Genomic DNA, 12,634 nt, shown 5'->3' on the forward strand with positions numbered 1-12,634 from the left:
TAGAATGGTAGTTGGAGATTTTCCTATTGAAACAGATACTATTGTAGTTGGTGCAGGTCCTGGTGGGTATGTTGCGGCAATCCGTGCAGCCCAGACAGGCCAGAAAGTGACGATTGTAGAAAAAGAAGCTTGGGGCGGCGTCTGCCTGAACGTCGGATGTATTCCGTCAAAAGCGGTCATCTCATCATCACACCGTTATCAGGAAGCACTCAATTCTGAGGAAATGGGCGTTAAAACTGAAGGTGTCAGCCTTGACTTCTCTAAAGTACAGTCTTTCAAAGAGAGCGTCGTTGATAAATTGGTCGGCGGTGTCGAAGGTCTGCTGAAAGGCAACAAAGTGGACATGGTCAAAGGTGAAGCTTATTTCGTAGATAACAACACGTTGAAAGTGATGGATGAAAAACAGTCGCAGACTTACAAATTCAAAAATGCAATCATCGCAACGGGTTCACGCCCGATTGAGATTCCAGGATTCAAATTCGGCGAGCGTATCATCGACTCAACAGGTGCACTTGCTCTTGAAGAGAAGCCTGAGAAACTGGTTGTCATCGGCGGCGGCTATATCGGTACCGAGCTTGGTACTGCATATGCAAACTTCGGTACAGAAGTGACGATCCTTGAAGGGCAGAAAGACATCCTCGGCGGATTCGAAAAGCGTATGACTTCACTTGTGAAGCGTAACCTTAAGAAAAAAGGTGCGACAATCGTTACAAAAGCGATGGCCCAATCTGCTGAAGAAACTGAAAACGGTGTGAAAGTCACTTATGAAGCTAAAGGTGAAACGCACGAAGTTGAAGCGGACTACGTACTTGTAACAGTCGGCCGTAAACCGAACACTGAAGAAATCGGCCTGGATGAGCTCGGCGTCAAAAAAGATGACCGCGGCCTGATTGAAGTGGACAAGCAGTCAAGAACTTCAATCGACAATATTTTCGCAATCGGTGATATTGTTCACGGTCTTCCACTTGCACATAAAGCAAGCTACGAAGGTAAAATTGCTGCTGAAGCGATTGCCGGCGAGAAATCAGAAGTTGATTACATCGGCATGCCTGCAGTATGTTTCACAGAACCTGAACTTGCAACTGTCGGATTCAACGAAGCAGATGCAAAAGAAGAAGGCTACGAAGTTGTCACAGGACAGTTCCCGTTCGGTGCCAACGGACGTGCGCTCGGCCTTAACAAAACGGATGGGTTCGTCAAAGTGGTTGCCCGTAAAGAGGACGGGCTTGTACTTGGTGCTCAAATTGCCGGTGACGGTGCTTCAGACATCATTGCTGAACTCGGTCTTGCAGTTGAGACGGGCATTACTTTAGAAGACATTGCTCTGACAATCCATGCACACCCTACTTTAGGTGAAATTCCTATGGAAGCGGCTGAAGTTGCATTAGGCCGTCCGATCCACTCTATGTAATATGATTGAAGGCGTCTTTATGACGCCTTTTATTTTTGATTTATATTTGCGTGAGGTGAATAAAAGTGAATGAAGGATACAGCTATCCGCTGGATGATGACTGGTCGACCGAAGAGATAATCGCAGTCGTCGAATTTTTTGAAGCGGTTGAAACCGGTTATGACGAAGGCATCGGAGCCGGTCAGCTTAAAGACCATTATAAAAACTTCAAGAAAGTCGTGCCGACGAAAAGTGAAGAGAAGACACTGTTCAAAGAGTTTAAGGAAAGAAGCGGTTTTGAACCTTTCACTTTGACAAGACAATTGAAGGACTCTGGAGATGGAGACATCTTAAGACCATGATTTACCGCGGGATACAGCACCCGCTTTTTTAAAATCAAAAGGTATACTGTCAATTATCGTGATTAATATTTATAAACTTGGGTAATATTTAAAAGAGGACATATACAAAAAGACATATTTACAGGAGGTCCCTATGGCTAGACGAGAATATACTCAAACAATACGGCCGGTACGCCGGATTGCAGAAAAAATATTTGGCTGGCTGGCATGGCTAGGATTACTTTTAGTTGCCGGCGGACTTTTATTTTTCTCACTGGTAACAGTGAATGACCAGGCGTTTATCGATCAATTTACAACACAGATGGAACAATCCTTTGAAGCACAGAATGTAGAAGGGTTCACACCTGAAGAACTGACTCAGACTGCACTCAACATGCTGAACAGTTTCTGGATGATTGCATTATATTTGATTTTACCGTTGATTTTAGGTCTTTTTGGACTATTAACAATGAAGAGACGAATTTTGTCAGGATTTCTGATGCTGCTTGCAGGTATACTGTCGGCACCATTGGTAATCGGTGTCGTGACAGGTCTGATTCCTTTATTCTTCATCATCGCGGCAATACTTTTATTTGTCAGAAAAGATGAAGTGATCATGGATGACGGACTCGATCCGATGGACCGCGGCGGAGTGAGAGACCGTGCGGAAGACCCGAATGCCGGGCCTGTCAACCGCGAACGTGACCTGGACGGAGACCGCGACTTCGAGCGCAGAAATCAGCTCGAGCGCGACCGTGAATTTGAAAGAGACCGCAATGCGGGAGTCGCTGCACCGCTCGATGATGATGTACGTACCGACCGTGATTACAAAGATGACGGCCGACGCGATGCCCGTCGTGACGAAGATATCGAAGCGACACGAAAATTCAGCAAGATTGATGAAAAGGACTACAGAGATTCTGAAAAACGTGATAACTATGTCGACGGTAACATTGATTCATCCGACGCAGTTGAACCTGTTACAGATGATGAGTTCAACCGTACACACGGCATGGAAGTCGAAAATGAACGCGGTTCAGGAATTTCCCGCGAGCGCGGAGGAAGAAAGCGCGAAAGAGATAACGCACCCGCCTTCGATGCACGCGAAGAAGTCGACCGTAAAGGCAAGACCTACGGCTACGATAACGATGCTTCATCAGAGCGCCGTCAAAATGTAGACCGTCGCAACAATGATGAACTATAAAGTTTAATTTGAAAGCCCGCATTTTTGCGGGTTTTTTTTGTAATGATTATCATATTTGAGGTTTAATACATGTTCGCCAGCCGCACGAGCATGTGATGGAGGTTTAATACATGTTCGCCAACAGAACGAACATGTGATAAAGCATAATTTGGCCTGGCTTACTGAACTCCAGTGCAAAAAGTTACAAATTTTTCAAGGCATATATGGAATCGTTACCAATGTGATGAAATCAACATGGAAGAGGTACATGCAATTAATTGAAACGTTACAAGATTCTAAAAATTTAAAAATAAAGCTATTGACATTGCCCAAAATCTGATAATATAAGTTCTATTAAATAAAATTACATAGAATGGGGTCTTGTTTATGAATGCTTTAATTCGTTTCAGCCAGTTTGTCGGTAATACTTTTGCTGTGTGGGCACTGGTGTTTGCTGTTCTGGCATTTGTATTTCCATCCGGATTCAGCTGGATTGCACCTTATATTTCAATCCTGCTCGGTATCATCATGTTTGGCATGGGGCTGACTTTGAAGCTCGGTGACTTCAAAGAAGTGGTTAAGGCTCCGAAAGCCGTATTGTTAACAGTGGCTGCCCAGTATATCATCATGCCGGGAATCGCAGTACTTCTTGTGTGGATATTCCAACTGCCTGCTGAAATTGCAATCGGAGTCATTTTAGTCGGCTGCTGTCCGGGCGGTACTTCATCGAACGTTATGACATTCCTTGCAAAAGGCAACGTGGCATTATCCATTGCGGCAACTTCGATTTCCACGCTGCTCGCACCGGTCATCACGCCGATGCTTACTTTATTGCTTGCGAGTGCACTGCTTCCTGTATCATTTATGGATATGTTCATTTCAATCGTCCAGATTGTATTGATACCGGTTGTTGCGGGTGTAGTGGTCAACTACCTGCTTGGCGGTGAAAGAGTGGAAAAAGTGGTCGGGGTTTTACCATTGGTGTCAGTTGTTGGTATAATCGCTGTAATCACAGCTGTTGTTTCTACGAACGTTCAAAATATCATCGAAACTGGATTGTTGATCTTTGCTGTGGTCATCCTTCATAACCTGTTGGGCTACGGTGTCGGATTCCTTATCGGCAGACTGCTTAATTTCAAAGTCCAGGATCAGAAGGCGATATCAATCGAAGTCGGTATGCAGAACTCAGGGCTTGCGACAGCGCTTGCGACTGCTCATTTCTCACCAATTGCCGCTGTACCCGGTGCGATTTTCTCGGTATGGCACAACATTTCAGGTTCGCTTGTTGCGAACTGGTTGAGTAAAATGAAGAATGACGATGATGATAAGGCGACAGAAGTAGAAGAGACGGGTAAAACGGAAGAAATAATCACTTAAAAGGCGGGAGAATTTATGTCAGAGAAAAAAGATCTTAGAATTAACAGTAAAGTGTACACAGAAAGTAACGTCAAGGCGCCAAACCGTGCGATGCTGCGTGCGGTCGGTTTCACTGATGAAAAGTTTCAGATGCCGCAGATCGGTGTCGCAAGCAACTGGGCGGAGACGACGCCATGTAACATTCACCTGAACGACCTTGCGCAGTTTGCAAAAGAAGGCGTGAGCGCTTCAGGCGGGGTGCCGATCCAGTTCAATACGATTACAGTTGCTGATGGTATTGCAATGGGTACTCAGGGCATGCGTTTTTCACTGCCTTCAAGAGATATCATAGCTGATTCCATCGAGACGATGGTCGGCGGACAGAACCTGGATGCGTTAGTTGCAATCGGAGGATGTGATAAGAACATGCCGGGCTGTGCGATTGCAATGGCGAATTTGAACGTGCCTGCTGTATTCGTATACGGCGGTACGATTGCCCCGGGCAGACACAAGGGTGAGGATATCGATCTGGTAAGTGTGTTCGAAGGGGTCGGTAAATGGAATAATGGTGAAATTGATGACGAAGAATTAAAGGGGATTGAATGCAACGGCTGTCCGGGACCCGGCGGCTGCGGCGGGATGTATACGGCAAACTCCATGGCTGCAGCGCTTGAAGCGATGGGCATGAGTCTTCCGGGGTCGGCATCAAACCCGGCTGCTACAAAAGATAAAGAACAGGATGTCTATGAAGCTGGCAAGGCTGTATTGAATCTTTTGGAAAAAGATATCTATCCTAAAGATATCCTTACTAAAGAAGCTTTTGAAAATGCAATCACTGTCGTGTACGCCCTTGGCGGTTCGACGAATGCAATCCTTCACCTGCTTGCGATTGCGCACGCAGCAGAAGTTGAACTTTCCATCGATGACTTCAATGTGATGCAGGAAAAAGTACCGCATCTGGCCGATCTTAAGCCGAGCGGCAAGTATGTATTCCAGGATCTTTACAATGTCGGCGGAGTACAGGGTGTCATGAAGTACCTTTATGAGAACGGTCTGATCCACGGCGGCTGTCTGACAGTTACAGGCAGGACGATTGCTGAAAACCTTGAAGCGGTCGAGCATCTTAAAGAAGGTCAGGATGTTGTCATGCCTCTTGATAATCCTAAACGTGCAGACGGACCTCTGATTGTACTTAAAGGCAATCTGGCGCCGCTAGGTGCGGTTGCGAAAGTGTCCGGCGTAAAAGTGCGCCGCCACGAAGGGACTGCGAAAGTATTCGATACCGAGCAGGAAGCAATCGATGCGGTCATGGCGAATGATATCCAAAAAGGCGATGTTGTAATCGTAAGATACGTCGGGCCAAAAGGCGGACCGGGCATGCCTGAGATGCTGTCATTGTCCAGTCTGATTTCCGGTAAAGGGCTCGGCGAAGATGTCGCGCTCCTTACGGACGGAAGATTTTCCGGTGGTACGCGCGGACTTGTCGTCGGCCATATTGCACCTGAAGCGCAGGAAGGCGGACCGGTTGCGCTCGTCGAGACCGGAGACACTGTGACAATCGATCAGGATACTAAAGAAATTACGATGCATGTTTCCAATGAAGAGATGAAAGCACGTGCAGATAAACTCGAGCTGCCGCCTCTTTATAAGAAGGGTGTACTTGGGAAGTATGCACATATCGTGTCCAACTCATCCCTTGGTGCTGTAACGGATTTCCTGAACAGAGACGACCTGTATCAGAAGTAATGAAAATAAAACCCGGACGATAATTGAATCGTCCGGGATTTTTTATGTCTATTTTTCGCGATACGTAAATCATAATACATGAAAACAAGAAAAACTTGAAAAAAGTTTGAAAAACCGAACAATGCATCATGAAAGCATTGTAATCGTTTTCAATGACTAAAGATTTAGACAATTTAAAAATATTCGATAAAAAGAGTTGATTTCTTCCCGGAAAGGCTGTAATATAACTCTCAACATCATATTACAGAAATATCAGATTAATTCAGAACTGAATATTCTCAGAAAAAGCTTTGAAGGGAATTTAAAGTTACCACTATTGATTTAAAGAGAATGGGGCACGGCTGAAAACCCAGATCGATGTTAACTTTATGCTCATCCCTGAGCGTTGTGCTGAAAGGTATTCCACTTACTAGGCACAGCCGGGTGTCCGCCACTCGTTAAGTAAACGGACTGCATGGGGTAAGTCATAAATTAAATGGAATGACCGCCATAAATTAACTCCTTATTAACATTTACCTCTTCTTACACATGCAGTCCATAAGGTTGCTGCCGTGAGGCAGTGACAAACTTGGGTGGTACCGTGAGCAAATGAACTCTTTTCTCCCCATTGTTACTATGTAGCAGTGTGAGAAAAGAGTTTTTTTATTTAAATATCATGTGATTGAATGAGGAGGTTTTTCAATGAAGACAGAACTGGCAATAAAAGAAGCGCAGTTGAACAGTAGAATTGAAGAGGATTTTATAACGGGTGCGGATGTCTTAATTGAAGCATTAGTTAATCAAGATGTTGATACAGTTTTTGGCTATCCTGGAGGTGCTGTGTTACCGATTTATGATGCACTCCATAAGAGCGATGCATCATTCAATCATATTTTATGCAGACACGAACAAGGTTTGATACACGCAGCTGAAGGATATGCAAGAACGACCGGCAAAGCAGGCGTCGTAATTGCAACGAGCGGTCCGGGCGCGACAAACTTGATCACCGGAATTACGGATGCAATGATGGATTCATTGCCTGTCGTATGTTTCACCGGTCAGGTATCATCAGCAGTAATAGGTACAGACGCATTCCAGGAGGCGGATGTCATAGGGTTGACGACGCCTATTACGAAGTATAATTACCAGGTATCGGATATAAAGGATCTACCAAGAATAGTAAGAGAAGCATTCCACATCGCAACGACGGGCAGACCGGGTCCGGTAGTCGTTGATATCCCGAAGAACATTGCACAGGAAGTCGTAACAGAAACTTTTGATACAGACTTCCACCTTCCGGGATATCAGCCGACGGTCAATCCGAATCCACTGCAGATCAAACGCGTAATGAATGCATTGAAAACAGCAAAAAAACCAATGATTTTAGCCGGAGCGGGCGTACAGTTTGCAGGCGGCAGTGAAGAGCTGAGAGCGTTCGCTGAAAAGCATAAAGTGCCGGTGACGACAACACTGCTGGGTCTTGGAACTTTCCCGGGCACACACGAACAGTCTCTGGGCATGGCCGGCATGCACGGTTCTTACGCAGCGAACATGGCAATCTACGAATGCGATTTTCTGATCAACATCGGAGCACGTTTCGACGACAGGCTGACAGGTGCATTGCAGCACTTTGCTCCTGAAGCTAAAGTGGCCCATATCGATATCGATCCTGCAGAGATCGGCAAGAACGTGGAAACACACATCCCGGTAGTAGGTGATGCGAAAGAAGCATTGAAACGCATGCTTAATTCACCGGTTGAATGTGAAGACCACAGCGAATGGTACAAGAAGGTGATGGATAACAAAGAAGATTCACCGTTCTGGTATGAAAACAGTGACGAACTGATTTCACCGCAGTGGCTCATCGAACAGATATATGAAGAAACTGACGGCAAAGCGATTGTTACGACTGACGTCGGGCAGCATCAGATGTGGGCGGCACAGTTCTACAAGCTTGATCAACCAAACCGTTTCGTAACAAGCGGCGGACTCGGCACAATGGGCTTCGGTCTGCCGGCAGCAATCGGTGCACAGCTTGGAGCCAAAGATGACACAGTGGTAGCCATCGTCGGCGACGGCGGTTTCCAGATGACGATGCAGGAGATGCAGACATTGAAACATTATAATCTTCCTGTAAAAGTGGTCATCGTGAACAACGAAGCACTGGGCATGGTCAGACAGTGGCAGGAGAAGTTCTATGAAGAGCGTTATTCTGAATCGCTGCTTGATAAGAACCCTGACTTCGTAAAGCTTGCTGAAGCATTCGGCGCTGAAGCTTTCCAGGTTAAAGAAGAAAGTAAAGTGAAAGAAACATTGAGAAGTGCATTTGAACACGACGGTCCGGCACTGATCGATGCCAGAGTCGTCAAATTGGATCTTGTATTTCCAATGGTTGCACCAGGTAAAGGAAATCACGAAATGATAGGGGTGAAACCATGCGAAGAATAATTACAGCAACAGTTCAAAATTCCAGCGGGGTTTTGAACAGGGTGACAGGCCTGCTGTCACGGCGCGGTTTCAACATTGAAAGCATCACTGTCGGTGAGACGGAGCTTGAAGGCATTTCTAAAATCACATTTGTTGTGGATGTTGAAGAGTCACAAAAGATTGAACAGCTGACAAAGCAGCTCCACAAACAGATTGATGTACTGAAAGTGAATGACATCACCGACACGAACAAAGTGGCACGCGAACTGTGCCTGATCAAAGTGGTTGCCACACCCCAGAGCCGTTCGGAAATAAACGGCATCGTGGAACCGTTCAGAGCACGCATACTTGATATTTCAAAAGATTCGTTAATTGTTGAAGTTACCGGCAAACCGGATAAAATTGAAGCGATTATAGATTTACTGACACCATACGGCATCAAAGAGCTTTCGCGCACAGGCATTACAGCATTCACTCGTGGTAAACAGAACAAACAAGTTTCAGACTATCAAACATTAATAGTATAAATTCTTAAGGAATGAAAGGGAGAAAATTATTATGACTAAAGTATTTTATGACAAAGATCTTGACCAAGCAGTATTGAACGGGAAAAAAATTGCCATCATTGGTTATGGTTCGCAGGGACACGCTCACGCACAAAACTTAAGAGACTCAGGCAACGAAGTCGTTGTCGGTCTAAGAGAAGGAAAATCTTTTGATAAGGCAAAAGAGGACGGCTTTGAAGTCAAGCCTGTCAGTGAAGCGGTCAAAGATGCGGATGTCACGATGATTTTACTTCCGGATGAACACCAGCCTAAAGTATACAACGAAAGCATCAAGGACAATCTGAAACCGAACAGTGCATTGGCATTTGCCCACGGCTTCAACGTTCACTTCACTCAGATTGTACCGAGAGAAGATGTAGATGTATTTCTAGTTGCACCAAAAGGCCCGGGTCACCTGGTCCGCCGTACTTTTGAAGAAGAGGCCGGCGTACCGGCATTATACGGAATCTACCAGGACGTAACAGGTAAAGCGACACAGGTTGCAATGGCCTATGCAGGCGGCATCGGCGCAGGACGTGCAGGCATCCTTGAAACTTCTTTCCAGGAAGAGACTGAAACGGATCTGTTCGGCGAGCAGGCAGTATTATGCGGCGGTATGACATCTTTAGTCAAAGCAGGATTTGAAACATTGACAGATGCAGGATACCAGCCGGAAGTTGCATACTTCGAGTGTCTGCACGAATTGAAACTGATCGTTGACTTGATGTATGAAGGCGGACTTGAAAACATGCGCTACTCGATTTCCGATACAGCTCAGTGGGGCGACTTTGTAAGCGGGCCAAGAGTTGTAAACGACGAAACTAAAGAACGCATGCAGGAAATCCTGAAAGAAATCCAGGACGGTTCATTCGCAAAAGACTGGGTTCTTGAAAACCAGGCAGGACGTCCGAGATATAACGCCATCAATAATCAGGAATACAACCACCCGATCACGCAGGTTGGTAAAGATCTTCGCGACTTAATGCCATTCGTCGGAGAAGCTGTTAATAAATAATGAAAGGATGATTGGCAATGGCTGATATTCAAATTTTTGATACTACACTTAGAGACGGTGAGCAGTCACCTGGAGTCAATCTAAATAAAAGTGAAAAACTGGAGATCGCCAAGCAGCTTGAACGCTTAGGTGTAGATATTATAGAGGCAGGTTTCCCTGCAGCATCCGACGGGGATTTTGAAGCGGTGAAGCTCATTGCCGACACTGTCAAAGAATCATCAGTGACGGCACTCGCCCGTACGCACCGTAAAGATATCGACCGTGCATATGAAGCATTGAAAAACACTGAAAAACCGAGGATTCATATTTTCCTCGCAACATCTCCGATCCATATGGAATATAAGTTGAAGATGTCAGAAGAAGAAGTGTTGGCGAAATCCATTGAAATGGTAACATATGCTAAAACGTTGTTCCCTGAAGTGGAATTCTCAGCTGAAGATGCGACGCGTTCCGATATCGATTTCCTGATTAAGCTCATCGAGCAGGTTATCGATGCAGGCGCAACGGTCATCAACTTACCGGACACTGTAGGATTTACAACACCTCATGAATACGGCCGGATGTTCAAAACAATCAGAGAGAGAGTTCCGAACATCGACAAAGTCAATCTTTCATGCCACTGTCACGACGATCTGGGCATGGCAGTCGCAAACTCGATGGCTGCTGTTGAAAACGGTGCAACTCAGGTCGAGTGCGCCGTCAACGGCATCGGCGAGAGAGCAGGCAATGCGGCACTTGAAGAAATTGCGGTAGCTCTTGAAATCCGTAAGGATTTCTACCCGTATGAAACGTCACTTGTCTTAAAAGAAATCAAGCGGACCAGCGATATTGTCAGTAAACTGTCAGGCATGTACATCCAGGCAAACAAAGCGGTCATCGGCCGGAATGCGTACGCTCATGAATCAGGCATCCACCAGGACGGCGTACTTAAAAACGCTGAGACATACGAAATCATTACACCTGAACTTGTCGGCGTATCTGAGAACACTCTATTCCTTGGAAAACATTCCGGGCGTCATGCATTCAAAGACAAAGTGGCTGAGTTCAAACTTGAACTTTCAGAAGACGAAGTCACAACAGCATTCAAGAAATTCAAACTTCTTACAGACCAGAAGAAAGAAGTCACAGAAGATGATATATATACGATATTGATGGAAATAAAAACCGAAGACTCAGATATTCCTATGTATAAGATGGAGAATTTCCAGGTCAATTACGGTCCTGAAAATGGCACTGAAAGTGAAGTGTCACTAAAAACACCTGAAGGGAAGACCATTTCCAATACGACTATCGGTAACGGCAGCGTCGATGCACTTTACGGTACGATCAAGAGTCTGATCGAGATGGAACTGAACCTTATCGATTATCAGCTGAACTCTGTCGGCCGCGGTAAAGATGCACTTGCCGAAGCTCATGTACAGCTGAAAGTGGACGGCCAGGTCATGAACGGCCGCGGTACAGCACAGGACGTGATCGAAGCATCAGCGAATGCATACATCAACGCAGTCAACCGTTATCTGATCAAGAATACACAGGAAAAATCGATTTCGATCAGCAGCTGACGAAAAGGAGCCATTAAACATGAAAAAACACATAATGACACTTCCGGGCGACGGCGTCGGACCAGAAGTAATGGCTGGTGCAAAAGAAGTTCTAAAAAGAATCGCAGAAAAATATAATCATGAATTTACGTTTGAAGAAGGCCTCATCGGGGGTGCCGCATATGATGCGGATGGCACGCCCCTTGATGACAAAACTCTGGAACGGGCAAAACAGGCAGATGCCATTCTGCTCGGTGCAGTCGGCGGACCGGCGTGGGACGAGGTGGATAAAACTTTAAGGCCTGAACAGGGGCTGCTTAAAATCCGCAAGGAACTGGAGCTGTTTGCAAATCTCCGGCCGATCAAGGTTTTTGACAAGCTGATTCCTGCTTCCCCGCTGAAGGAACGGATCGTCGGCGGCACGGATATTCTATTCGTGCGTGAGCTGACGGGGGGTCTTTATTTCGGAAAGCCGAGTGAGCGGAGAGACGGCGGCAACTCAGTCGTCGATACACTCCAGTACACGCAAGAAGAGATAGAACGCATCGTTGAATACGGCTTTCAGGCTGCGACGCTGCGCAGCAAAAAGCTGACTTCCGTGGATAAGGCGAACGTTTTGGAATCCAGCCGCATGTGGCGTGAAATAGTGGATGCAAAAAGTGCCGATTATCCTGAAGTTGAAGTCGAGCACGCGCTCGTCGATTCGACAGCGATGAAACTGATTACGAATCCAAATCACTTTGATGTGGTCGTGACTGAAAATCTTTTCGGAGATATATTGAGTGACGAGGCATCGGTGATTACAGGATCGATCGGACTTCTGCCGTCGGCCAGTCTGAACAGTACCGGTTTTGGTCTGTATGAACCGGTTCACGGTTCTGCGCCCGACATCGCCGGTGAAAATAAAGTGAATCCGCTCGCAATGATTCTGTCGGCGGCGATGATGTTGAAATATACATTCCATCTGTCCGAAGAATCAGCGGCGGTTGAGAAAAGTGTGGATGCCGCATTGAAATCGGGCTTTCATACTATGGATCTGAATATCGAAGGCGGCAGGACCGTCTCCACTGAAGAGATGGTTGAAGTAGTTTTGAAAAATATTAAATAAAAT

The 12,634-nt window shown here is 45.9% G+C and carries 10 protein-coding genes; all 10 read left to right on the forward strand.

The window, feature by feature from the left end; all coding sequences use genetic code 11:
• The first annotated feature begins 4 nt into the window (after positions 1 to 4).
• The 10 genes from lpdA (at position 5) to leuB (ending at position 12,631) form a co-directional block, all read left to right on the forward strand.
• Positions 5 to 1,411 (forward strand): dihydrolipoyl dehydrogenase, encoded by a 1,407-nt coding sequence (lpdA, locus tag ACY8DT_RS11100; protein ID WP_462420373.1) that lies wholly within the window; start codon positions 5 to 7, stop codon positions 1,409 to 1,411.
• Between the two features lie 65 nt (positions 1,412 to 1,476).
• Positions 1,477 to 1,752, forward strand: a complete 276-nt coding sequence (locus ACY8DT_RS11105) for a UPF0223 family protein (protein ID WP_462420374.1) — start codon at positions 1,477 to 1,479, stop codon at positions 1,750 to 1,752.
• A gap of 133 nt (positions 1,753 to 1,885) precedes the next feature.
• Positions 1,886 to 2,935 carry a DUF4064 domain-containing protein gene (locus ACY8DT_RS11110; RefSeq protein ID WP_462420375.1) on the forward strand — a complete coding sequence of 350 codons (1,050 nt, stop codon included), beginning with the start codon at positions 1,886 to 1,888 and terminating at the stop codon, positions 2,933 to 2,935.
• Between the two features lie 366 nt (positions 2,936 to 3,301).
• A complete protein-coding gene (locus tag ACY8DT_RS11115) occupies positions 3,302 to 4,291 on the forward strand; it encodes a bile acid:sodium symporter family protein (RefSeq protein ID WP_462420376.1) in 990 nt (329 codons plus the stop codon).
• 15 nt (positions 4,292 to 4,306) lie between these two features.
• The gene (gene ilvD / locus ACY8DT_RS11120) at positions 4,307 to 6,016 is read left to right on the forward strand and encodes a dihydroxy-acid dehydratase (RefSeq protein WP_462420377.1); all 1,710 of its coding nucleotides are present in this window, start codon (positions 4,307 to 4,309) and stop codon (positions 6,014 to 6,016) included.
• 681 nt (positions 6,017 to 6,697) lie between these two features.
• A complete protein-coding gene (gene ilvB / locus ACY8DT_RS11125; RefSeq protein WP_462420378.1) occupies positions 6,698 to 8,443 on the forward strand; it encodes a biosynthetic-type acetolactate synthase large subunit in 1,746 nt (581 codons plus the stop codon).
• Positions 8,431 to 8,949 carry an acetolactate synthase small subunit gene (ilvN, locus tag ACY8DT_RS11130; RefSeq protein WP_462420379.1) on the forward strand — a complete coding sequence of 173 codons (519 nt, stop codon included), beginning with the start codon at positions 8,431 to 8,433 and terminating at the stop codon, positions 8,947 to 8,949. The genes ilvB and ilvN overlap by 13 nt, the downstream gene beginning before the upstream one ends.
• A 31-nt stretch (positions 8,950 to 8,980) precedes the next feature.
• Entirely contained in the window at positions 8,981 to 9,982 is a 1,002-nt protein-coding gene (gene ilvC, locus ACY8DT_RS11135; RefSeq protein ID WP_462420380.1) for a ketol-acid reductoisomerase, read from the forward strand.
• A 17-nt stretch (positions 9,983 to 9,999) separates the two neighbouring features.
• Positions 10,000 to 11,544: a 2-isopropylmalate synthase gene (locus ACY8DT_RS11140; RefSeq protein ID WP_462420381.1), complete on the forward strand. Its 1,545-nt coding sequence runs from the start codon at positions 10,000 to 10,002 to the stop codon at positions 11,542 to 11,544.
• A 19-nt stretch (positions 11,545 to 11,563) separates the two neighbouring features.
• The gene (leuB, locus tag ACY8DT_RS11145; protein WP_462420382.1) at positions 11,564 to 12,631 is read left to right on the forward strand and encodes a 3-isopropylmalate dehydrogenase; all 1,068 of its coding nucleotides are present in this window, start codon (positions 11,564 to 11,566) and stop codon (positions 12,629 to 12,631) included.
• Positions 12,632 to 12,634 lie beyond the last annotated feature (3 nt).

The organism is Salinicoccus sp. Marseille-QA3875, assembly GCF_054950095.1.